This is a genomic window from Klebsiella sp. GL120222-02 (assembly GCF_003097195.1).
In the GTDB taxonomy this organism is placed as follows: domain Bacteria; phylum Pseudomonadota; class Gammaproteobacteria; order Enterobacterales; family Enterobacteriaceae; genus Klebsiella; species Klebsiella variicola.
This window is the reverse complement of sequence record NZ_QEQO01000002.1, coordinates 853,389-874,802: the sequence shown is the minus strand read 5'-3', so window position 1 is coordinate 874,802 and position 21,414 is coordinate 853,389. Positions and strand designations below refer to the sequence as shown.

At 57.5% G+C, this 21,414-nt stretch carries 22 protein-coding genes; 9 read left to right on the top strand and 13 right to left on the bottom strand.

Annotated features, from left to right (window positions below):
- Position 1: 1 nt before the first annotated feature.
- Positions 2 to 811, top strand: coding sequence for a putrescine export ABC transporter ATP-binding protein SapF (sapF, locus tag N438_RS09575; protein WP_004140269.1), 810 nt, complete (start codon positions 2 to 4; stop codon positions 809 to 811).
- A gap of 28 nt (positions 812 to 839) precedes the next feature.
- Here the strand turns inward: sapF and hutH are convergent, their stop codons facing one another.
- Genes hutH through N438_RS09550 form a run of 5 tightly spaced genes read right to left on the bottom strand, consistent with a single transcriptional unit; the run spans position 840 to position 5,449 of the window.
- Positions 840 to 2,339 (bottom strand): histidine ammonia-lyase, encoded by a 1,500-nt coding sequence (hutH, locus tag N438_RS09570; RefSeq protein ID WP_049157985.1) that lies wholly within the window; start codon positions 2,337 to 2,339, stop codon positions 840 to 842.
- Positions 2,336 to 3,130, bottom strand: a complete 795-nt coding sequence (locus N438_RS09565) for an ATP-binding cassette domain-containing protein (RefSeq protein ID WP_008807802.1) — start codon at positions 3,128 to 3,130, stop codon at positions 2,336 to 2,338. The genes hutH and N438_RS09565 overlap by 4 nt, the downstream gene beginning before the upstream one ends.
- Position 3,131: 1 nt before the next feature.
- Positions 3,132 to 3,863 carry an ABC transporter permease subunit gene (locus N438_RS09560; protein ID WP_012968438.1) on the bottom strand — a complete coding sequence of 244 codons (732 nt, stop codon included), beginning with the start codon at positions 3,861 to 3,863 and terminating at the stop codon, positions 3,132 to 3,134.
- Between the two features lie 9 nt (positions 3,864 to 3,872).
- The gene (locus tag N438_RS09555) at positions 3,873 to 4,592 is read right to left on the bottom strand and encodes an ABC transporter permease subunit (protein ID WP_008807800.1); all 720 of its coding nucleotides are present in this window, start codon (positions 4,590 to 4,592) and stop codon (positions 3,873 to 3,875) included.
- Positions 4,593 to 4,603: 11 nt separating this feature from the next.
- Complete coding sequence (locus tag N438_RS09550; RefSeq protein WP_023322435.1) at positions 4,604 to 5,449, bottom strand: transporter substrate-binding domain-containing protein; 846 nt, start codon at positions 5,447 to 5,449, stop codon at positions 4,604 to 4,606.
- Positions 5,450 to 5,659: 210 nt separating this feature from the next.
- Here N438_RS09550 and N438_RS09545 point away from each other — a divergent pair, with 210 nt between their 5' ends.
- The 7 genes from N438_RS09545 (at position 5,660) to osmB (ending at position 12,206) form a co-directional block, all read left to right on the top strand.
- Complete coding sequence (locus tag N438_RS09545) at positions 5,660 to 6,202, top strand: HutD family protein (protein ID WP_008807798.1); 543 nt, start codon at positions 5,660 to 5,662, stop codon at positions 6,200 to 6,202.
- A 199-nt stretch (positions 6,203 to 6,401) separates the two neighbouring features.
- Positions 6,402 to 7,190, top strand: a complete 789-nt coding sequence (gene fabI / locus N438_RS09540) for an enoyl-ACP reductase FabI (RefSeq protein WP_008807797.1) — start codon at positions 6,402 to 6,404, stop codon at positions 7,188 to 7,190.
- A 190-nt stretch (positions 7,191 to 7,380) separates the two neighbouring features.
- A complete protein-coding gene (locus N438_RS09535) occupies positions 7,381 to 8,538 on the top strand; it encodes a carboxymuconolactone decarboxylase family protein (protein WP_008807796.1) in 1,158 nt (385 codons plus the stop codon).
- 81 nt (positions 8,539 to 8,619) lie between these two features.
- Entirely contained in the window at positions 8,620 to 10,554 is a 1,935-nt protein-coding gene (locus N438_RS09530) for an exoribonuclease II (RefSeq protein WP_032732848.1), read from the top strand.
- A gap of 158 nt (positions 10,555 to 10,712) precedes the next feature.
- On the top strand, positions 10,713 to 10,892 hold the full coding sequence (locus N438_RS09525; RefSeq protein ID WP_012542045.1) for a hypothetical protein: 180 nt from the start codon (positions 10,713 to 10,715) through the stop codon (positions 10,890 to 10,892).
- Positions 10,893 to 10,963: 71 nt separating this feature from the next.
- On the top strand, positions 10,964 to 11,713 hold the full coding sequence (locus N438_RS09520; RefSeq protein WP_008807793.1) for a DNA-binding transcriptional regulator YciT: 750 nt from the start codon (positions 10,964 to 10,966) through the stop codon (positions 11,711 to 11,713).
- Positions 11,714 to 11,987: 274 nt separating this feature from the next.
- Complete coding sequence (gene osmB, locus N438_RS09515; protein ID WP_002901783.1) at positions 11,988 to 12,206, top strand: osmotically-inducible lipoprotein OsmB; 219 nt, start codon at positions 11,988 to 11,990, stop codon at positions 12,204 to 12,206.
- A 129-nt stretch (positions 12,207 to 12,335) separates the two neighbouring features.
- On the opposite strand, the gene yciH is transcribed toward osmB, so the two are convergent.
- From yciH to pgpB, 5 genes are all read right to left on the bottom strand, one after another.
- On the bottom strand, positions 12,336 to 12,662 hold the full coding sequence (gene yciH, locus N438_RS09510) for a stress response translation initiation inhibitor YciH (protein ID WP_008807792.1): 327 nt from the start codon (positions 12,660 to 12,662) through the stop codon (positions 12,336 to 12,338).
- Positions 12,662 to 13,399, bottom strand: a complete 738-nt coding sequence (gene pyrF, locus N438_RS09505; RefSeq protein ID WP_110196095.1) for an orotidine-5'-phosphate decarboxylase — start codon at positions 13,397 to 13,399, stop codon at positions 12,662 to 12,664. Before pyrF ends, yciH begins: the two co-directional genes overlap by 1 nt.
- Before the next feature lie 191 nt (positions 13,400 to 13,590).
- A complete protein-coding gene (gene lapB / locus N438_RS09500) occupies positions 13,591 to 14,760 on the bottom strand; it encodes a lipopolysaccharide assembly protein LapB (RefSeq protein ID WP_008807790.1) in 1,170 nt (389 codons plus the stop codon).
- Positions 14,761 to 14,766: 6 nt separating this feature from the next.
- A complete protein-coding gene (locus N438_RS09495; protein WP_012542047.1) occupies positions 14,767 to 15,075 on the bottom strand; it encodes a LapA family protein in 309 nt (102 codons plus the stop codon).
- A 136-nt stretch (positions 15,076 to 15,211) separates the two neighbouring features.
- Positions 15,212 to 15,979 (bottom strand): phosphatidylglycerophosphatase B, encoded by a 768-nt coding sequence (gene pgpB / locus N438_RS09490; protein ID WP_008807789.1) that lies wholly within the window; start codon positions 15,977 to 15,979, stop codon positions 15,212 to 15,214.
- A gap of 163 nt (positions 15,980 to 16,142) precedes the next feature.
- Here pgpB and ribA point away from each other — a divergent pair, with 163 nt between their 5' ends.
- A complete protein-coding gene (gene ribA / locus N438_RS09485) occupies positions 16,143 to 16,745 on the top strand; it encodes a GTP cyclohydrolase II (protein WP_008807788.1) in 603 nt (200 codons plus the stop codon).
- A 46-nt stretch (positions 16,746 to 16,791) separates the two neighbouring features.
- Here ribA and acnA read toward each other — a convergent pair whose 3' ends face one another.
- The 3 genes from acnA to cysB form a co-directional block, all read right to left on the bottom strand.
- The gene (gene acnA / locus N438_RS09480; RefSeq protein WP_116696251.1) at positions 16,792 to 19,464 is read right to left on the bottom strand and encodes an aconitate hydratase AcnA; all 2,673 of its coding nucleotides are present in this window, start codon (positions 19,462 to 19,464) and stop codon (positions 16,792 to 16,794) included.
- Between the two features lie 390 nt (positions 19,465 to 19,854).
- On the bottom strand, positions 19,855 to 20,022 hold the full coding sequence (locus tag N438_RS09475) for a YmiA family putative membrane protein (protein ID WP_002901776.1): 168 nt from the start codon (positions 20,020 to 20,022) through the stop codon (positions 19,855 to 19,857).
- Positions 20,023 to 20,267: 245 nt separating this feature from the next.
- A complete protein-coding gene (gene cysB / locus N438_RS09470; RefSeq protein WP_008807786.1) occupies positions 20,268 to 21,242 on the bottom strand; it encodes an HTH-type transcriptional regulator CysB in 975 nt (324 codons plus the stop codon).
- Positions 21,243 to 21,414 lie beyond the last annotated feature (172 nt).

The following is a 21,414-nucleotide window of genomic DNA, read 5'->3' as shown; positions in this document are numbered from 1 at the left end:
AATGGTCGAAACATTGCTGGAAGTTCGCCAACTCAGTAAGACCTTTCGCTACCGCACCGGCTGGTTTCACCGCCAGACGGTGGAGGCCGTCAAGCCGCTGAGTTTTACCCTGCGTGAAAGGCAGACGCTGGCGATTATCGGCGAGAACGGCTCCGGGAAATCCACCCTCGCCAAGATGCTGGCGGGCATGGTGGAACCCACCAGCGGCGAGCTGTTGATCGACGACCATCCGCTGACTTTCGGGGACTACTCCTACCGCAGCCAGAAGATTCGTATGATCTTTCAGGATCCGTCGACCTCACTGAACCCGCGCCAGCGCATCTCGCAGATCCTCGATTTTCCGCTGCGGCTGAATACCGACCTCGACGCCGAGGCGCGGCAAAAGCAGATTATCGACACGCTGCGCATGGTTGGTCTGCTGCCGGACCACGTCAGCTATTACCCCCATATGTTGGCGCCCGGTCAGAAGCAGCGTCTCGGCCTCGCCAGGGCGCTGATCCTGCGCCCGAAGGTCATCGTCTGCGATGAGGCGTTGGCCTCGCTGGATATGTCGATGCGCTCCCAGCTCATCAATCTGATGCTGGAGCTGCAGGAGAAACAGGGCATCTCCTATATCTATGTCACTCAGCACCTGGGAATGATGAAGCACATCAGCGATCAAGTGCTGGTGATGCATAACGGTGAAGTAGTCGAGCGCGGCAGCACTGCCGATGTGCTGGCCTCACCGCTGCACGACCTGACCCGACGCCTGATCGCCGGCCACTTCGGTGAAGCTCTCACCGCCGACGCCTGGCGCAAAGACGGGAAATAGCCCATCTCATTCACCTCGCCCGGTGACCTCACACCGGCGCGTGGCCAGCCGTCCGCTTGAGGATAGCCACTGCGCTGGCGATGTCTGGCGCCAGCCAGCGATCCTCCTCCCAGCCAGGCACGCTTTGGCGCAGCAGATCGCGCGCCCGACGTGTACCCGCCGCCAGCGTCTGCGGCTCGTGAAAATCGAGCCCCTGGGCCGCGAGTAAATATTCGATACCCAGGATCTGATAGAGGTTGCCGAGCAGGCGCTGCAATTTCAGCGCAGCACTGGTACCCAGGCTTAAATGATCCTCCTGCAAAGCGGAGGTAACAAAATTATCCAGCACCGCCGGCTGCGCCAGCTGCTTATTTTCCGCGCACAGCGACGCGGCGACGTACTGGGCAATCATCATGCCTGAATTCACCCCGGGTCGGGCGACCAGAAACGCTGGCAAGCCGCTCACCAGAGGATTCACCAGCCGGTCAAGACGTCGTTCGGCGATAGCGCCCAGCTCAGCCATGGCAATAGCCAGCAAATCGCAGGCCATTGCCACCGATTCACCATGGGGATGCGCCTGGGACACCACTCGCCACTGCTCAAGGGTGCCCAGGATTAGGGGATTATCGGTACAGGCGTTAAGTTCGATATTTATCTGCGTCTGCGCATGGCTAAATTGATCGCGGCAGGCGCCATGCACCTGAGGCATCGAGCGGAGACTCAGCGCATCCTGGGTGCGAAGACCTTCGCTTTCGGCCAGCAGACGGCTGCCCGCCAGCAGCTCACGCAGCCGCTGGCCGCTGGTCTGGATCCCGGGACTGGCTTTCAGCGCCAGGATCTCGGCATCAAACGCCACAAGCTGGCCGCGCAGCGCTTCAAAGCTCATCGCCCCGGTCACATCGGCCCAGTTCATTAAGCGCTCGGCGTCGTCTAAGGCCAGGCAGGCCAGGCCGGTCATGCACGGCGTACCGTTGACCAGACTGAGCCCCTCTTTCGCTCCCGGCGCGATGGGCTGCAGATTCAGCTGCGACAGGACCTCTGCCGCAGACCACGTTCGCCCTTGCCATAGCACATCGCCGACTCCCATCAGGGCCAGGCCAATGTGCGCCATATGCGTTAAATAGCCAACCGACCCCTGAGAGGGCACCTGGGGGGTGACGCCATGCTGCAAAAACATCAGCAGTTGCTGCACTATCCCGGCGGAAATACCGGATTTACCGTGGCTGAAATTGGCCACCGCGGCGCACATAATGGCCCGGGTTGGGGCGACCTCCAGCAGCGGCCCCACCCCGCAGGCATGACTGAGCAGCGTATTGCGCGACAACTGGTGTAACTGCGCTTCCGGCAGCGTAATGTTGCACAGCGCCCCCAGCCCGGTGTTGATCCCATAGGCCACCTGACCGGCGCTAACGATATGCTGGACAATCGCCCGCCCCTGCTCGATACGCGCCCAGGCGCTTTCGCTGAGGCTCAAGATCGCCTCGCCCCGGGCGACACAAGCCACCTCCTGCCAGCGTATCGGTGCATCGCCCCACTGGATTATATTCATACCACCTGTCCTGGCTGTTGATGGCTGGAGATAAATTGCTTAAAGCGCGCGGAACCCTGAGTGCCAAATAGCGCCTCAGGCGCACCGTCGCAGTCAATCGTCCCCTGGTGCATAAATACCACCCGGTTGGAGACATGGCGGGCGAATCCCAGCTCGTGGGTGACCACCAGCATCGTCCGCCCCTCTTCCGCCAGGCTGCGCATGACCTTTAACACCTCGCCGACCAGTTCGGGATCCAGCGCTGAGGTGGGTTCATCAAAGAGCATGACGTCTGGCTCCATCGCCAGCGCGCGGGCTATTGCCACGCGCTGCTGTTGGCCGCCGGAGAGCTGTGCCGGATAGAAATCCTTTCGGTTCAACATCCCCACCCGCTCCAGCAGCTGCTCCGCCTGTTCAATGCAGGTCCGTTTATCCCGTTTGAGCACATAATGCGGCCCCTCAATGACATTCTGCAGGACCGTCATATGCGACCACAGGTTAAAACTTTGAAAGACCATCCCCAGCCGCGAACGCAGGCGCTCTATCTGCCGGGGATTCGCCGCCAGCCGATGCCCGCGGGCGTGGTGCTTCATTTCAATCGTCTCGCCACCGACGCTGACCACCCCGGCATCGGGCGTTTCCAGCAGATTAATGCAGCGCAGCAGCGTACTTTTACCGGAGCCGCTGGCGCCGAGGATCGAAATGACATCGCCCTGCCGGGCCTGGATGGTGATCCCCTTCAGGACATCCAGGGAGCCAAAGGACTTATGAATATCGCTGACCGATAAGGTCACCGGACGTGAATCGAGCATCTTACTCTCCTTTGGTTATCGGCTTGAGCGACACGGTCGCCGGGTTTTGCCGGGTATGCGGCGTTAATCGCCGTTCTAGCAGGGCGTACAGCTGCACAATGATGAAATTAAGCAGCAAATAGATGGCCGCCGCGCAGAGGAATACCTCCATCGTCCGGTAGGTACGTTGAATAATCTGTTGCGCCACCCCGGTGACGTCCCAGACGGTCACCAGGCTTGCCAGCGCCGTCGACTTGACCAGCAGAATGGCCTCCGTGGAGTAGGCTGGCAGTGCATAACGTAGCATCACCGGGGCAATGATCCGCCGCAACAACAGCCAGCGCGACATGCCGCAAGCCTGACCGGCTTCAATCTGACCCGGCGGTATCGCCAGCAACCCGCCGCGAAGAATTTCCGCGGTGTAGGCCGCTGTACAGAGCGCCAGCGCCAGAACGGCGCAGATAAAGGGTTCGCGCAGCAGCGGCCACAGGAAACTGTGACGGATCACCCCAAACTGACCCAGCCCGTAATAAATGAGAAACAGCTGGATCAGCAATGGCGAACCGCGAAAGATCAGGATATAGCCTTTGGCGAAACCGCTAGCCAGCGGCCAGTGGCTCATTCGCAGCGCTAAAACGCCGAGGGCCAGTACGCCGCCGAGGATAAAAGAGCAAATAAAGAGCCCCAGCGTCACCGGCAGCGCCGCGCCGAGCTTCAATAACGTCTCACCGAGGAAGGCAAAATCGATAAACATACGGGCTCCTTACGCCTGCGCGGCGCTGCGACGCAGCCAGGCGCGGTTGAGATGGCTCTCCGCCCGGGTAAACGCGCGGTTAGAGAGCAGCGTCAGGATCAGATAACAGCCGCCGCCGATCAGATAGAACAGGAAATAATCGCGGGTCGAGCCAGCGGCAATCTGGCTGGCGCGCATCAGCTCAACGATGCCGGTCACCGATACCAGCGCCGAATCTTTGAGGCTCATTTGCCACACGTTGGATAACCCAGGCAGCGAATAACGGATAATCTGCGGCAACAGAATGCGCTGCAGGATCCGCCAGCGCGGCATGCCGATAGCGGTAGCCGCCTCCACTTCACCGGGCATCAGCGCCAGGCGAGCAGCACGGTAGACTTCCGCCTGATACGAGGAGGAGATCAAACCAATCGCCAGGGCGCCAATCAGAAAGGGCGGAACCTCAATAAAACCGTCAGCGCCAAACAGTCGCCCCACCCATGAAATCATCCCTGAGCCGCCAAAATAGAACAGGTAGATCACCAGTAACTCAGGGATACCGCGGAATACTACCGACCAGGCGGCGCCAAACCAGCGCGCTGGCGCATGCCGGGACAGCTTTGCGGCGGCAATGACGCCGCCTACCCCGGCACCGACGGCCAGCGCGGCGAGCGACAGCAGCAACGTGGTCAGCGTGGCACTGAGGATCAGCGTCCCCCACCCGTTTTCACCAAAACTCAGAAGATTCAACATGAGAGCCTCACTCAGGGGGTAACGTCGCTTTTAAACCATTTCTCGCTCAGTTTTTTTACCGTCCCATCGGCCAGCGCCGCCTGAATGGCGCTATCCAGTTTCGCTTTGAGATCGGTATCGGTGAGGCGCACGCCCATCGCCTCACCGCCTCCCCAGATCGGCCCGCTCATCAGCGGACCGCTCAATGCCAGATTGTTATTCTCCGGTCGCGACAGGGTGGTGTTGGCAAAGGTAATATCATCAAACACCGCATCGATGCGCTCAGCCTGCAGGTCGAGGATCGCATCCGCTGAGTTGTTATATTCCCTGATGTCAGCGATATCCTTGAAATACTTATCAATAAACGGGGTGTACACGGTGCCGGAAGCGATGCCGATAGTTTTCCCTTTCAACGCCGCGCGCAGAGGCGCAATCGCCGCCTGAATCTCTTTCTCATCATCATGAAGCTTGACCGTCGGAGACGGAGGGAGCAGCGACCCTTTTACCGCAATGAAAGAGGCCGGCGTGGCAGCGTAGGCCTGGGTAAACGCCACGACCTTCGATCGCTCCGGGGTGACGACAATAGCGTCCATGATCACGTCATATTTTCCGGCGTTAAGTCCGGCAATCATGCCATCCCAGTTCTGTACCACCAGCTTGCATTCGATCTGCATCCGCTGGCATAAATTCGCCATGAGCTCAGGTTCGAAGCCGCTCAACTTCCCTCCGGGAAGCGTCAGGTTCCAGGGTTCATAGCCGCCTTCCGTAGCGATGGTGATTGATTTCCACTCTTTAGCGTATGTTGAGCCACCAGACAGCAGTAGCCCCGAAAACAGGGTGACCAGGCAGGCCTGGCGGAAAGTAATACGCTGTTGCATTTTCATTCTCCCGATCGCGTTTTGTCATGATGGCTCTGGTCACTGCGATAAGATAATTCGTAGATGACTGCTCATGTATATACAAGCATTGACAAACCCACACACGCGCTCGATGATGGATTTGTGAGCCCTGTTGTAAATAATTTGTAAGCATGTTGCGACACACTTGTAACAAAAACCATCCACCCTCTGAATTCCGCCGAGCAGACCATGATCTTTTTTTTTGATATCGCCACCTTACCCATCACGCCGTGGAAGAACGGTGCCGGTGCCACCCGGGAAATTATCGCCGTTCCTTCCACAGACGCCCCCTTTCTCTGGCGAGCCAGCATCGCCACTTTGCAGGCGGATGGTCCTTTTTCCCCCTTCCCCGGCGTCGATCGGGTGATCACCCTGCTGGCGGGACAACCGCTACGACTGTGCGGCGAGGACATCGACCATCCGCTGACGCTCTGGCAGCCGTGGGCATTCCCCGGCGAATGGGCGCTGTCCAGCGTCGGGATCGTTGAGCCAGGGCTGGACTTCAATATCATGACCCAGCGCGGACGTGCCTCGGCGAGAGTAAAGGTGATAAACGACCAGCAACGCCCTGCTACTGAGGGAGTCGCTTATGTTCTTCAGGGCGAGTGGGATCTGGCCGGGCAGCGAAGCGCGGCCGGCAGCGGTCTCTGCTGGCGCGGTGAATCCCCTGGCGAGCTGCAGCCCCTCAGTGCCAACGGGTGTCTGCTGCTGGCGGAGATCGCGCTCAAATAATCATCAGAAGAGAGAGTATACTGGAGCTATCGCGATACGCTTTTGCTCCGCACGCCGCGGGCGCGGCTGAAAAATATCGTGACACAAGGGGTCGTCAGTGGGATATAATTCCCGGCTAAATTTGAGTTATTTTGAAATAACAATGTTAACGTTATGATTGTTAAAGTAAAAATAAGCAATAACGATAAGGATTAAAGCTATGGGTTTTCTTTCCGGTAAGCGCATTTTGATCACTGGCGTCGCCAGCAAACTGTCCATCGCCTACGGTATTGCGCAAGCAATGCACCGCGAAGGCGCGGAACTGGCATTCACCTATCAGAATGAAAAACTGAAAGGTCGCGTAGAAGAATTTGCTGCCGCGCTGGGTTCTGACATTGTGCTGCCGTGCGACGTTGCTGAAGATGAGAGCATCACCGCGCTGTTCACCGAGCTGGAAAAAGTCTGGCCGAAATTCGATGGTTTCGTCCACTCTATCGGTTTTGCCCCGGCTGACCAGTTAGACGGCGACTACGTTGACGTTGTCACCCGCGACGGCTTTAAAATCGCGCACGACATCAGCGCCTACAGCTTCGTGGCGATGGCCAAAGCCTGCCGCAGCATGCTGAACCCGGGCTCTGCTCTGCTGACGCTCTCCTACCTGGGCGCAGAGCGCGCGATCCCGAACTACAACGTAATGGGTCTGGCCAAAGCCTCTCTGGAAGCTAACGTCCGCTATATGGCTAACGCCATGGGTCCGGAAGGCGTTCGCGTCAACGCCATCTCTGCCGGTCCGATCCGTACGCTGGCTGCTTCTGGCATTAAAGATTTCCGTAAAATGCTGGCGCACTGCGAAGCGGTCACCCCGATCCGTCGCACCGTCACCATTGAAGATGTGGGCAACAGCGCAGCCTTCCTGTGCTCTAACCTGTCCGCGGGTATCTCCGGTGAAGTCGTTCACGTTGACGGCGGGTTCAATATCGCCGCCATGAACGAGCTGGAACTGAAGTAAGTTCTTTCCCTCCTCACCCCGGTGAGGAGGGTTCTTCCTTCCCCCCATCCCTTACGCTCCCCCTGTTATTCCAATCGGCTATTTGTTAGCACGTATCAATATTTTCTCCTGCTTCCGGGTTACGCCAGGATAGTTCTGCATAAACGATCCGCGGAACGGCGGTTCGCCACATACCGAACAAGGAAAGCCCATGGAGCCACACCGCGTGAATGGCAAAAACCACTGGTATCACGAAACCCAGTCAACAATCTGCCCGGTGGATGTTCTACCGCTTGTCCCTGAAGCCGCCCATGTTGAAGACCGCTTTTTGCTGGACCTGACGCTGCCGGAAGCCTGGCTACACATCCACGCAGGCTGGCTGCACCCCGCTCGCCAGCTGGCAGAGCGGTTGTTTCCCGACCAGGTGGCGGTGAGTCGCCTGCAGACCTTTACCGCCTACGATCGCCTGAGCACCGCGCTGACTGTCGCCCAGGTTTATGGTGTCCAGCGGTTGTGTAACCACTATGCCGCCCGCCTGGCTCCCCTCCCTGGCCCTGACTCTTCGCGCGAGAGCAACCGTCGCCTGGCGCAGATCACTCAGTATGCTCGTCAGCTCGCCAGTTCGCCCTCCGTCATTAACGCCCTCTCGCGCAGCCAGCTGGACGAAGTGGGTTTAACCAGCCGGGATATTATCCTGATCAACCAGATTATCGGTTTCGTGGGCTTCCAGGCCCGGGCGATTGCCGTCCTGCAGGCGGCGCTGGGCTATCCGGTGCGCTGGATCCCCGGCATGCCTCAGCAAGAGGAGGCCCCTGCCGAACTGTTCACCGCGCCACCAGGAGAGTGGCAGAGCGACCTTGAGGATCCCGATCTGCAGTATGCCGATGATGAGCGCCAGCGGCGCATCGCCGGCTGGCAGTCGCTGCCCGGTCTGGGTGAGCTGGCACCACTGCTGGCCTGCGACCCACCGTTGTTCACGCCTCTGGAGACCTTGATCCGCCAGCTCAGCACGGATGATACCTTTGGCCCGCAGGTCGCCTTACTCGCGGCGCGCACCAATGGCAGCCCCACCTGTTTTGACGCCTGGCTCCCCCACTGGCAGGGTGAAGAGGAGTTCGCCAGCCATCTGCGGGAGGGCGACCAGGCCCTCCATCACTGGCTCCAGCAGCATCCTCAGTCCCGGTCTCTCGTGACCGCGGTGCAGCTGTTAACCCGCTCGCCGGACCGGTTTAGCGCCGCCCAGTTAACGCCCCTCGCGGAATATGGACTCTCTGCGGAACAAGCGATCGATCTGTTGACCTGGAGCGGGCTGTGCGGATGGATGAATCGTCTGAAAATCGCCCTCGGCAATGTGCGTCAGCAGACGTAAATTGCTGAAACAGCGCTTGCTGCGGCAGGCATATTCGCGTAAAAATGTCAGCCGCTCTTTTAGCCACGAAAATACCTAATTATGTTTCAGGATAACCCGCTGCTAGCGCAGCTTAAACAGCAACTGCATTCCCAGACGCCGCGCGCGGAAGGGGTCGTTAAGGGCACGGAAAAGGGCTTTGGCTTCCTCGAAGTGGACGCTCAGAAGAGCTACTTCATTCCGCCGCCGCAGATGAAAAAAGTGATGCATGGCGACCGTATCGTCGCGGTGATCCATTCTGAAAAAGATCGCGAAAGCGCCGAACCAGAAACCCTGGTTGAGCCGTTCCTGACCCGTTTCGTCGGTAAAGTCCAGAAGAAAGACGATCGCCTCGCTATCGTTCCTGACCATCCGCTGCTGAAAGATGCCATTCCCTGCCGCGCCGCCCGTGGCGTTGAGCATGATTTCAAACAGGGTGACTGGGCCGTCGCCGAGATGCGCCGTCATCCGTTAAAAGGCGACCGCGGGTTTTACGCGGAGCTGACCCAGTTCATCACCTTCAGCGACGATCACTTCGTCCCCTGGTGGGTAACCCTGGCGCGCCATAACCTCGAAAAAGAAGCGCCGGACGGCGTGGCCACGGAAATGCTCGATGAAGGGCTGACGCGCCGCGATTTAACCGCTCTCGACTTCGTCACTATCGACAGCGCCAGCACCGAAGATATGGACGATGCGCTGTATGCCGAATCCACTGCTGATGGCAAACTGCTGCTGACGGTCGCCATTGCTGACCCGACCGCCTGGATTGCCGAAGGTAGCAAGCTGGATAAGGCCGCAAAAGTGCGCGCCTTTACCAACTATCTGCCGGGCTTCAATATTCCGATGCTGCCCCGCGAGCTGTCAGACGACCTGTGCTCCCTGCGCGCTAACGAAGTGCGCCCGGTGCTGGCCTGCCAGATGACTCTGGCGGCCGATGGCACCATCGAAGACAACATCGAATTTTTTGCCGCCACCATCGAGTCGAAAGCCAAGCTGGCCTATGACGATGTCTCTGACTGGCTGGAAGGCCGCGGCAGCTGGCAGCCGGGCAGCGACGCGATCGCGCAGCAAATTACACTGTTGAAGGACGTGTGCCAGCGTCGTAGCGAATGGCGTCAGACCCATGCGCTGGTGTTCAAAGACCGTCCGGACTACCGTTTCGTTCTTGGCGAAAAAGGCGAAGTGCTGGATATCGTCGCGGAACCACGTCGCATTGCCAACCGTATTGTCGAAGAGTCGATGATCGCCGCCAACATCTGTGCCGCCCGCGTTCTGCGCGACAAGCTCGGCTTCGGCGTTTATAACGTCCATACCGGCTTCGACCCGGCGAATACCGAACAGCTGGCGGCGCTGCTGAAAACCCACGACGTGCACATCGACCCGACGGAGGTGCTGACGCTGGAAGGGTTCTGCAAGCTGCGCCGGGAACTGGACGCCCAGCCGACCGGATTCCTCGACAGCCGCATCCGCCGCTTCCAGTCGTTTGCGGAAATCAGCACCGAGCCGGGCCCGCACTTTGGCCTCGGCCTTGAGGCCTATGCCACCTGGACCTCGCCGATCCGTAAATATGGCGACATGATCAACCACCGTCTGCTGAAGGCCATCATCAAAGGCGAGACCATTGCGCGCCCACAGGATGATGCCACCGTACAGATGGCGGAGCGCCGTCGTCTTAACCGGATGGCAGAGCGCGACGTCGCCGACTGGCTGTATGCCCGTTTCCTCAACGATAAAGCCGGGACCGATACCCGTTTTGCGGCGGAGATCATCGACATCAGCCGCGGCGGGATGCGCGTGCGCCTGGTGGACAATGGCGCGGTCGCCTTTATTCCGGCCCCCTTCCTCCACGCCGTTCGCGACGAACTGGTGTGCAGCCAGGAGAACGGCACCGTGCAGATCAAGGGCGAGGTGGTCTACAAAGTGACTGACGTTATCGATGTCACCATCGCCGAAGTCCGCATGGAAACCCGCAGCATTATTGCGCGTCCGGCAGTCTGACGCCTCTTCACAGCGGTTCCTCCGGGAACCGCTGCTTCTTTCCTCTCCATCCTGCTATTTCCGTCGCACCGATTAAGGTTGTGCGTTTTTTTCGCTTCTCTTTTTCATCCATTTTTAGCATCATTGATTTCATTCGTTTTTGTTACCAGGATAATGCCATGTCAGATGTGAATGCCCACCTGCTCGCCCAACGTATCGATACCGTGCTGGATATTCTGGTTGCCGGTGATTACCACTCTGCGATCCATAATCTGGAAATCCTCAAAGCGGAGCTGCTGGCACTGGCGGCGGACGACGCTGAGCAAAAAAACCAGCCCAAGGCTCCCTGGGAAATCTGATTATCGCCCATGCCGCAACCGGTGACTCATACCGGTTGCTCGCCATATAGCCCCCTAACAGTGATGTTGCTATGAACGCCCGACAACAAAGTATTTTGCAAGTGGTCATTGATAAAGGCCGGATGAGCGTCGCCGATCTGGCGAAGATGACCGGTGTCTCAGAGGTCACCATTCGCCAGGATCTGAATCTGCTGGAAAAGCAGAGCTATTTGCGCCGCACCCATGGCTATGCAGTCCCACTGGACAGTGAAGATGTTGAAACCCGCATGATGACCCATTTCGCCATTAAACGTGAACTGGCCAGCCGGGCGGCGGCGCTGGTGAGCGCCGGCGAAACGGTATTCATCGAAAACGGCAGCAGCAACGCCCTGCTGGCGCGCACCCTCGCCGAACGCGGCGATATCACCATCATAACCGTCAGCAGCTATATCGCCCATCTGCTGAAAGAGACGCCGGGAGAGGTGATCCTGCTGGGCGGGATTTACCAGAAACGCAGTGAAAGCATGGTGGGCCCGCTGACCCGCCAGTTCATCCAGCAGGTGCATTTCAGCAAAGCCTTCATCGGGATCGATGGCTGGCAGGCAGAAACCGGCTTTACCGGTCGCGATATGATGCGTGCGGATGTGGTTAACGCCGTGCTGGAAAAGCACTGTGAAGCGATTATTCTCAGCGACAGCTCGAAATTCAGCGCGGTTCATCCCTATCCCCTCGGTCCCGCCGGGCGCTTTAACCGCGTTATTACCGACGATCGCCTGCCGGCCGCCTGCCGCGACCAGTTACTGCACAGCGGCCTGACCGTCGATATCGTGCCATACGTCTGATCTTTACCCGCCCCGAGCCATGCCAATGCGCCATTCGGGGCGATATTACGCTCTGAGAGTATTCCGAGCCGCTAATTAAGATTTTTTACCTGACGATACATTTAAAAAAAAGTAAAATTATTATTAGCGATATAACAGGAAGTGACTATCACCTGCGTGATTTTCGTGACACCTGCGCACCCTAACTTCATGGAATTGCCCTAAAGCTGCTATTTCAGGCTATGCTTAAAGGAGCGTAGTATCCATGAATAGATTATTCAGGAGAAAAAAAATGATGACTTCAACGAGCAAAAAAATGGCTGCCGTCGTTCTGGCTGTCACTGTAGCAATGTCTCTGAGCGCTTGTTCTAACATGTCTAAACGTGACCGTAACACCGCTATCGGTGCTGGCGCCGGCGCCATCGGTGGTGCGGTGTTAACTGACGGTAGCGCACTCGGAACCCTGGGTGGCGCGGCGGTCGGTGGTATTATTGGTCACCAGGTTGGCAAATAATATAATTACCTGACGAAATAAAAGAATAATTCACACGAATTGACTTACGCACGTTAAATCATTCAAGGCCGCGGCATTCACCGCGGCCTTGTTATTTCAGCATTACTTTAATTATTGCCGAAATAGCACTCAGCCACCGGCTAACTTAACCTTCATTCCTTTCGCCTCGAGCAGCGATTTGAGCAAATCCCGTTTGTCACCCTGGATCTCGATCACGCCATCTTTCACCGCGCCGCCGCAGCCACATTTCTTTTTCAGCTCTGCAGCCAGGGCGTTCAGCGCGGCATCGTCAGCATCGATGCCGCTAATCAGGCACACGCCTTTGCCCTTGCGACCGCTGGTCTGGCGCTGAATACGAACAATACCATCGCCTTTAGGCCGCACCGGCGCCGGTTTCGCTTCGTCGATACGCCCGGTTTCCGTGGAGTAGACCAGGCGGCTATTGGAATCGCTCATTATGCCTCCTTTGACAACGAGACGTTGATTGCCTGCAGCGTTGCGGCAGGATCGGCCGACTGAGTGACCGGGCGACCAATAACCATATAATCCACCCCCGCCGCCTGGGCCTGCTCGGGGGTCATAATCCGCCGCTGATCCCCAGCCTCGCTCCCCTGCGGACGGATCCCCGGGGTCACCAGCTTAAACGCCTGCCCCAGCTCCTGTTTGAAGCGCACCGCCTCCTGAGCTGAGCACACGACCCCGTCAAGACCACAGCGTTGGGTCAGCGCTGCCAGCTTCGCCGCGTAATCAGCCGGGGATAAGGTAATGCCCAGATCCTGCAGGTCGCTGGCCTCCATGCTGGTGAGTACGGTGACAGCGATCAGCAGCGGAGCCTCTTTACCAAACGGCAGCAGCGCTTCACGCGCGGCGGTCATCATCCGCGCGCCGCCGGAGGCATGGACATTCACCATCCATACGCCGAGTTCGGCCGCCGCCGCCACCGCGCGGGCCGTGGTATTGGGGATATCGTGAAACTTAAGGTCAAGGAACACCTCAAACCCGCGCTGGTGCAGATCGCGAACAAACTGCGGGCCCAACAGGGTGAACATCTCTTTGCCCACCTTCAGGCGGCAGTCTCGCGGGTCGATGCGGTCGACAAATGCCAGCGCTTTATCGCGATTATCATAGTCGAGCGCAACCACAACGGGAGAGGATGTGACAGCGCGGGAAGATGTGATAGCTGTAGACGTCATGACCAGACCTTAGTGTTGATGGGCGCCAGGGCGGCGCAAAAAAGGTAAACGGGCAGCATTCTACCTGTGATGCTAACAAAATAACAGACTGCTGTAGTAGCGCTGGCCGGACGATGGCGCTGCCGGGGCCGCGTCTGGAGAGGAGAAAAACGATGAGTATGTTGTAACTAATGGAGGGATTTTTTTTAACTTTATTGGCCGTCGAGACCGCGAATGGGTTTGATGGTGGCCCACGAGCGGCAGGATGGGCAGTGCCAGTAGAGCGTATGAGCAGTAAAGCCGCATTTCTGGCAGCGATAGCGCGGTTTGCTGCGCACCTGCTCGCCGACCATGTTTCTTAGCACCCCGAGGCTTTCTTTCGCGCGCCCTTCTTCCGCTTCGTTGAGATGGTAGTCCATCAGCTTATGGAAGACGCGCATGGTCGGGTGACGTTCCAGCTGCCGGGTAACGTAGTTTTGCGCGGCTTCGACCCCTTCCCGTTGCTCGAGGATCTGCGCCAGCATCAGTTCAGCGGTGGCCCCGGTGTTCTCATCCACACAACGGCGCAGGAAAACCTCCCACTCTTCGGCTTTACCCAGTTGCTGGTAGCAGGTCTGCAGCATCTCCAGCGTCTCACCGACCAGCTCTTTATCCTGATCAATAACCCGCTCAAGGCTCTCTACCGCTTTGGCGTAATCACCCTTTTCCATCCACACCCGGCCCATCATTATTGAGACCCGGGCGCTGTTGCGGTCTGCTGCGGCGCCTTTCTTCAGCAGCGCCATCGCTTTATCCAGATCGTTGGCCGCCATCTGCTGCAGGGCCAGCTCACACCAGAAATTGGCGATTTCGCCACGATGTTTCTCTTTACCCAGCTTCACCAGCCGTTCAGCGACTTCGATCGCTGACTGCCAGTCGCTGGTCGCCTGGTAGATCTGCAGCAGCTGCTGCAGAGCGCTCAGGCGGAAATCGGTCTCATCCACCAGCTGTTTGAACATATCTTCCGCACGATCGTACAACCCGGCGGCCATATAGTCGCGCCCCAGCTGCTGGACGGCCAGCAGGCGCTGATCGTAGGTTAACGATGCGCTTTCCATCAGGCTCTGATGAATACGGATCGCGCGGTCAACCTCGCCGCGCGAGCGGAACAGGTTACCGAGCGTCAGGTGGGCCTCAACGGTGCCGGTATCCTCTTTCAACATATCAAGGAACAGATCGACGGCTTTATCCTGCTGGTTGCTGAGCAGGAAGTTAACCCCCGCCACGTAATCCCGTGACAGGCGGTTGGCATCGTCCTGTTTGGACTGTTGTGCACTTCTGCGCCCCATGTACCAGCCGTAGGCGGCGGCAACGGGTAAAAGCAGAAACAACAACTCCAGCATAAGAGGTTATTCCTTCACGGCAGGCACGCCTGCGTCGACAGCGACCGGGCTGACGGGGGCAATCTGGTGCTCAAGGCGCTTAATTTTTCGCTCCGCGCGCGCCAGCGAGACACGCACCCGCAGCCAGAACAAGCCGCAGATCAGCCAGCCAATGGCAAAGCCTGCGGCGAACAGCACCGCCAGCAGTGTCGAAATGCGGAATTCACCCTGCGCGAGTAAATAGTTGAACGTGACCTGTTGGTCATTCTGCGCCCCCAGCGTCACTGAAATGACGAAGATTGCTAGCACCAGTAAGAAAATGAGTAAATATTTCACATGACTTCCCGTTATGTGGGTTGCGCGAAAAAAAGCCCGCTTTCAGCCCTATAAAGTACCATTTTCGCCGCAGCGGTGGAATGAAAAAGCATGGCAACTGTACAGGATATGCGGTCGGATGCCGCTAAAATCAACATTATTCTGCTTCGGGCATCCGTTTTTTAATATCCTGCGCCTCTTCTCCCGGCGGCGAGAGCGGCCCGCACAGGCGCTGCGTCAACCAGCAGGCCACCGTGACCAACAGCCAGGAGATCAGCGTGGCGACAATGAGATCCAGCGGCCAGTGCATGCCCAGCGCCAGGCGACTGCCCATCACCGCCGTCGCCCATACCAGCAGCACGGCGACCGTGCCCCAACGCCGACGCGGCCACAGCAGCCCGGCGGCCAGCAGCGCCCAGCTGGCGGCGAACATCGTGTGACCCGACGGGAAAGCAAAGCCTGTCTCTTTCTGCCAGTGCTTGCGTAAAAACGGCGGAATGTCCTGCGCCTGCGCCAGCTGGGCATGCACCAGTTTAGCGCGTTCTTTACGCTTCAACGCATAGAATTGCGTCACCGGCACCTGTCTTGAGTTTTCCAGCCAGATGACAAAGGGTCTCGGCTCCTGAACCCGCGCTTTGACCCAGGATTTAACCCCCTGTCCCACCAGGATGGCGGCGGCAAGAATCAGGAACAGGATCAGTGCCGCGCGCAGCCGGTAGCGAAGACACCAGAGAAACCAGCCGCACAGTGCAACATGCGTGATAATTCCCCACGGCTGCGTCACCGTTTCCGTCACCCACCAGAGGGTTTTCAACATAGCAACCGGCAGTCCTGGCTGCCACAGCCAACCAGACAGCCAGACCGTAACAGGCATAACAAGCAGCAGCGCCGCCGCGAGAGCGGTTCGTCGGGCAATCAACAGCATTTTCTCTCCTTCTCCTTGTAGATGAACATCATAGCGGAAAGTAGTTCGTTTGTGCGCTTTCCACGCGGCTAACCGTTCGCGATTAGGAGAACGTCCCGGCCTTGTGGCAAAATAGCGGCAAACAGAAAGCACATTCAGGTGCTGACAGAATCTGGAGAATCACATGCAGCTTAAACGTGTGGCAGAAGCCAAACTGCCAACCCCATGGGGCGATTTCCTGATGGTGGGTTTTGAAGAACTGGCAACCGGACAAGATCATGTCGCGCTGGTGTATGGCGATATCTCGGGGCAGTCGCCGGTCCTGGCCCGCGTCCATTCAGAGTGTTTGACGGGCGATGCCCTGTTTAGCCTGCGCTGTGATTGCGGCTTTCAGCTGGAAGCGGCCCTGTCGCATATCGCCGAAGAAGGTCGGGGGATCCTGCTCTATCACCGCCAGGAAGGACGCAACATTGGTTTATTGAATAAAATCCGCGCCTACGCGCTGCAGGATCAGGGCTACGACACCGTTGAGGCGAACCATCAGCTGGGCTTCGCCGCCGATGAGCGCGACTTCACCCTGTGCGCCGATATGTTCAAACTGCTCAACGTTGAGCAGGTTCGGTTATTAACCAATAACCCGAAAAAAGTGGAAATTCTTACCGAAGCCGGGATCAACATTGTGGAGCGGGTACCGCTGATCGTCGGGCGTAACCCGAAAAATGCTCACTACCTGGATACTAAAGCCGCCAAAATGGGCCATTTGCTGAACAGCAAGCCGGCGGAATAAACCGATTGAATAAAAGAGAAAGGGCCAGCGATGCTGGCCCTTTGTTTTACAGCATATTGCGGATAACGTAGTGCAGGATGCCGTCGTTGCGGTAGTAGGTGAGCTCGGTCGCGGTGTCGATACGGCACCGACAAGGGATCACTTCCTGCGAACCGTCAGGGCGAGTCAGGGTCACCGGCACCGTAGCGCCAGGCTGAAGCGACTGCAGATTGCTAATATCAATCCGCTCTTCCCCGGTCAACTGCAGCGTTTTACGGGTGACGCCCTGCGGGAACTCCAGCGGCAAAATCCCCATCCCGATCAGGTTGGAGCGGTGGATACGTTCGAAGGACTCGGCGATCACCACCCGAATGCCCAGCAGGCGCGGCCCCTTCGCCGCCCAGTCGCGGCTGGAACCTGAGCCATACTCCTTACCGGCAATCACCGCCAGCGGTATGCCTTCCGCTTTATACTGCATCGCCGCATCGTAGATCGCCACCGGTTCGCGGTCCGGCAGATGTCGGGTCATACCGCCTTCCACTCCCGGTACCATTTCGTTACGAATACGGATATTGGCGAAGGTGCCGCGCATCATCACCTCATGGTTACCGCGACGGGAACCATAGGAGTTAAAGTCGCGCCGGGCAACCCCATGCTCCTGCAGATAGCGGCCTGCCGGGCTATCGGCTTTGATGCTCCCCGCCGGCGAAATGTGGTCAGTGGTCACTGAATCGCCCAGCATGGCGAGGATCCGCGCGCCATGAATATCCTCTACCGGCAGCGGTTCGACGCCCATCTCGTCAAAGAACGGCGACAGGCGAATATAAGTCGAGTCCTCCTGCCAGTCATAGGTATCTGACGCCTCCACCTTGATTGCTTTCCACTCCTCGGTACCGGAAAACACTTCCGCGTACTCTTTGCGGAACATCTCAGTGGACACCTGTTCCACCGCACGGGCAATCTCCTCCCCGCTCGGCCAGATATCTTTCAGATAAACCGGTTCGCCATCGCTGCCCTGCCCCAACGGCTCGCGGGTAAGATCGATATTCATGTTCCCCGCCAGGGCGTAAGCGACGACCAGCGGCGGCGAGGCCAGCCAGTTGGTTTTCACCAGCGGATGGATACGCCCTTCGAAGTTACGGTTACCGGAAAGCACCGCCCCGACGGTCAGATCGCCCTTTTTGATCGCCTCTTCAATAGGTTCCGGCAACGGACCGGAGTTACCGATACAGGTGGTACAGCCATATCCCACCAGATTGAAGCCGAGCTGGTCGAGGTAAGGCGTCAGGCCGGCATGAGCCAGATAATCCGACACCACTTTCGAGCCTGGCGCCAGGGAAGCTTTTACCCACGGCTGCGGCTGCAGGCCACGCTCGACGGCTTTTTTCGCCAGCAGACCGGCGGCCATCAGCACGCTGGGGTTGGAGGTATTGGTACAGGAAGTAATAGCCGCAATGGCCACGGCGCCGTCCGGTAGCGAATAGTGATGCCCGTTCAGCGTATAATCCACCGGCTGGCGCTGACGCTGAGGATGGTTAACTTCCAGCTCGCCGCTGGCAGCAAAGGCTTTCGGCACATCGCCGAGCGCCACGCGATCCTGCGGCCGTTTCGGCCCGGCAAGGCTTGCCTCAACGCTGCCCATGTCCAGCGCCAGGGTGCTGGTAAAGACCGGCTCATCGCCCGGCTGGCGCCACATGCCCTGCGCTTTGGCATAGGCTTCCACCAGGGCGACCTGTTCTTCGCTACGGCCGCTCAGACGCATATAGCTAAGCGTCACATCATCGATCGGGAAGAAACCACAGGTGGCGCCATATTCCGGGGCCATATTGGCGATAGTGGCGCGATCGGCCAGGGGTAAGGTATCCAGGCCATCGCCGTAGAATTCAACAAACTTGCCGACGACACCGTGCTGGCGCAGCATCTGGGTGACCGTCAGCACCAGATCGGTGGCGGTGATGCCTTCGCGCAGTTTGCCGCTGAGCTTAAAGCCCACGACATCCGGGATCAGCATCGACACCGGCTGACCCAACATGGCGGCTTCCGCTTCAATCCCGCCCACGCCCCAGCCCAGTACGCCGAGACCGTTAATCATGGTGGTATGAGAGTCGGTGCCCACCAGGGTATCCGGCCACGCCATCCACTTCCCATTCACCTCTTCGCTCCAGACGGCCCGACCGAGGTATTCCAGGTTGACCTGGTGACAAATACCGGTGCCCGGCGGCACTACGCTGAAGCGGCTGAAGGCCTGTTGTCCCCAGCGTAGAAAAGCGTAACGTTCGTGGTTACGCTCCATTTCCAGACGGACGTTATCTTCGAAGGCCTCGTCATCGCCGAAACGGTCGACGGTGACCGAGTGGTCGATCACCAGATCGACGGGCGACAGCGGATTCACTTTCGCGGTGTCGCCGCCCAGGCGCTTCACCGCCTCGCGCATGGCGGCCAGATCCACGACTGCCGGCACGCCGGTAAAGTCCTGCATCAGGACGCGCGCGGGACGGTAAGCGATCTCCCGGTCGGCATGGGCCTGTTGCAGCCAGCCGGCCAGGGCACAAATATCTTCTTCTGTCACCGAGTCACCGTCCTGCCAGCGCAGCAGGTTCTCCATCAGCACCTTCAGCGACTTAGGCAGTCGACTGAGATCGCCCAGCTGTTTCTCTGCCAGCGGCAGACTGTAGTAATGCCAGGTTTTCTCGTTGACCAGCAGCGTGTCCTTACTGGCTTCTCGTAGGGTTGACGACATAGCTCCTCCTTTATCTCAGGGATGGCATACCCTGATTCTCCTCAGGGTCTCCATTAAAGATAACACATACCGAGCATAACACTTTGATAACAACCCAAATTGCTAAATGCGCCGAGGTCGACAGTGATTAATCGGGAATTATCCTGGAATCGGAGAAATAGCACCAAAATAGTGCAGAAGCGATGATTAAGACGATATTGTATTAGTACACGAGGACAAAAAAAGAGCTAATCGGCCAGCTGGCTATGATTAGCTCTTGTGAGTGATTTCAGATTGGATGAATCCAGCGGCAAAATATATTCTCCCTGTATTGCCGGTCACTGATTTTATATTACAGTTTCCTTTCACTGTCATAAAAATGACATGTATCTACAACGATGACCTACAGCTTTAGCTGACAATCCAGATGTTGCAGATGGTAAGCGCGATGATGCTCCAGAACATCGCCAGCCCTACCAACACTACGCCCCATACGCGACTACGCAGAACGGGATCGATTTCGGTTTTGTCATTCTCGTATGACATCGCCAGTTTCATGTAATCGATATTACTTATCATATTGTCACCACCAATTGCTCAAATCATCAGGTACAGATAAATCTTAATTATGGATAAAAGATTAATCCAGTGAATTTAGGCCTGATGGAATATATTTAACCGGTTATTTGATCGCGGCGGGCATAATGACAAACGTGTTGCCAGAAATTATTAATTTTGTGATTGGTTCGAGGTTTAAGATGTTAAATTAGGACCATGATAGTCAATGGCACTCCCCACAGGGAATGCCATTATTTCTTTAAGGGTTATTTTTCCGGAAGTTTTATATCTTTAAACATCGCTTCAATATCTTCATTCGACCGCAAAGCCACCGCGGTATCCACGACATCCCGGGTCAGATGGGGTGCAAAACGTTGAATAAAATCATACATGTAGCTTCGTAAGAAGGTGCTGCGGCGGAAACCAATTTTGGTGGTGCTGTGGCTGAATATGCCGTTCGCATCCAGCTTCACCAGGTCCGGGTCAGAGACCGGATCGACTGCCATGCTGGCTATCACCCCGACCCCAAGCCCCAGGCGAACATAGGTTTTGATCACGTCGGCATCAGTGGCGGTAAAGACAATGCGCGGCGTCAGACCCGCACGGTTAAACGCGGTATCCAGTTCTGAACGGCCGGTAAAGCCAAAGGTATAGGTCACCAGCGGGTACTGCGCCAGCTCTTCAATGGAAACCGAGCCCTTCGCGGCCAGAGGATGCTCAGGCGTCACCACAATCGACCGGTTCCAGTGATAGCATGGCAACATCACCAGATCGTCATACAGATGCAGCGCCTCGGTGGCGATGGCGAAGTCGGCGTTGCCTTTCGATACGGCTTCTGCAATCTGGGTTGGCGAGCCCTGATGCATATGCAGCGACACGCGCGGGTAGCGTTCAATAAAGCCCTTGATCACCCCCGGTAACGCATAGCGCGCCTGAGTATGGGTCGTCGCCACATATAACGACCCTTTATCAGGCCAGGTATGCTCCCCGGCGACAGATTTAATCGCATCGACTTTCGATAATACCTCGCGGGCGATACGGATGATCTCCTGCCCGGCAGGTGTCACCTGAGTTAAATGTTTGCCGCTGCGGGCGAAAATCTGGATGCCCAGCTCATCTTCCAGCATGCGGACCTGCTTACTGATGCCCGGCTGGGAGGTATAAAGCCCTTCGGCGGTGGATGAAACATTCAGGTTATGGTTCACCACCTCTACGATGTAGCGAAGCTGTTGTAGTTTCATGCTGATATCCGTTTGCGCGTAAAATGAAGCCGCTTAATACACTTTACGTTCAGGCAACTTGTCGACCGTGAGGCCAGCCTCCCGGCAGTTGGCCGTAGTGGCGCCGCAACGCATCCTGAAAGCGATGATGTATAAGACGTTTTAATAATAAAAAAGGGATTAGCTATAACCA

Excerpts from the sequence above, each read along its gene's own strand:
- sapF (WP_004140269.1), top strand. The coding sequence starts at position 2 with ATGGTCGAAACATTGCTGGAAGTTCGCCAACTCAGTAAGACCTTTCGC.
- hutH (WP_049157985.1), bottom strand. The coding sequence starts at position 2,339 with ATGAATATAATCCAGTGGGGCGATGCACCGATACGCTGGCAGGAGGTG.
- N438_RS09565 (WP_008807802.1), bottom strand. The coding sequence starts at position 3,130 with ATGCTCGATTCACGTCCGGTGACCTTATCGGTCAGCGATATTCATAAG.
- N438_RS09560 (WP_012968438.1), bottom strand. The coding sequence starts at position 3,863 with ATGTTTATCGATTTTGCCTTCCTCGGTGAGACGTTATTGAAGCTCGGC.
- N438_RS09555 (WP_008807800.1), bottom strand. The coding sequence starts at position 4,592 with ATGTTGAATCTTCTGAGTTTTGGTGAAAACGGGTGGGGGACGCTGATC.
- N438_RS09550 (WP_023322435.1), bottom strand. The coding sequence starts at position 5,449 with ATGCAACAGCGTATTACTTTCCGCCAGGCCTGCCTGGTCACCCTGTTT.
- N438_RS09545 (WP_008807798.1), top strand. The coding sequence starts at position 5,660 with ATGATCTTTTTTTTTGATATCGCCACCTTACCCATCACGCCGTGGAAG.
- fabI (WP_008807797.1), top strand. The coding sequence starts at position 6,402 with ATGGGTTTTCTTTCCGGTAAGCGCATTTTGATCACTGGCGTCGCCAGC.
- N438_RS09535 (WP_008807796.1), top strand. The coding sequence starts at position 7,381 with ATGGAGCCACACCGCGTGAATGGCAAAAACCACTGGTATCACGAAACC.
- N438_RS09530 (WP_032732848.1), top strand. The coding sequence starts at position 8,620 with ATGTTTCAGGATAACCCGCTGCTAGCGCAGCTTAAACAGCAACTGCAT.
- N438_RS09525 (WP_012542045.1), top strand. The coding sequence starts at position 10,713 with ATGTCAGATGTGAATGCCCACCTGCTCGCCCAACGTATCGATACCGTG.
- N438_RS09520 (WP_008807793.1), top strand. The coding sequence starts at position 10,964 with ATGAACGCCCGACAACAAAGTATTTTGCAAGTGGTCATTGATAAAGGC.
- osmB (WP_002901783.1), top strand. The coding sequence starts at position 11,988 with ATGACTTCAACGAGCAAAAAAATGGCTGCCGTCGTTCTGGCTGTCACT.
- yciH (WP_008807792.1), bottom strand. The coding sequence starts at position 12,662 with ATGAGCGATTCCAATAGCCGCCTGGTCTACTCCACGGAAACCGGGCGT.
- pyrF (WP_110196095.1), bottom strand. The coding sequence starts at position 13,399 with ATGACGTCTACAGCTATCACATCTTCCCGCGCTGTCACATCCTCTCCC.
- lapB (WP_008807790.1), bottom strand. The coding sequence starts at position 14,760 with ATGCTGGAGTTGTTGTTTCTGCTTTTACCCGTTGCCGCCGCCTACGGC.
- pgpB (WP_008807789.1), bottom strand. The coding sequence starts at position 15,979 with ATGCTGTTGATTGCCCGACGAACCGCTCTCGCGGCGGCGCTGCTGCTT.
- ribA (WP_008807788.1), top strand. The coding sequence starts at position 16,143 with ATGCAGCTTAAACGTGTGGCAGAAGCCAAACTGCCAACCCCATGGGGC.
- acnA (WP_116696251.1), bottom strand. The coding sequence starts at position 19,464 with ATGTCGTCAACCCTACGAGAAGCCAGTAAGGACACGCTGCTGGTCAAC.
- N438_RS09475 (WP_002901776.1), bottom strand. The coding sequence starts at position 20,022 with ATGATAAGTAATATCGATTACATGAAACTGGCGATGTCATACGAGAAT.
- cysB (WP_008807786.1), bottom strand. The coding sequence starts at position 21,242 with ATGAAACTACAACAGCTTCGCTACATCGTAGAGGTGGTGAACCATAAC.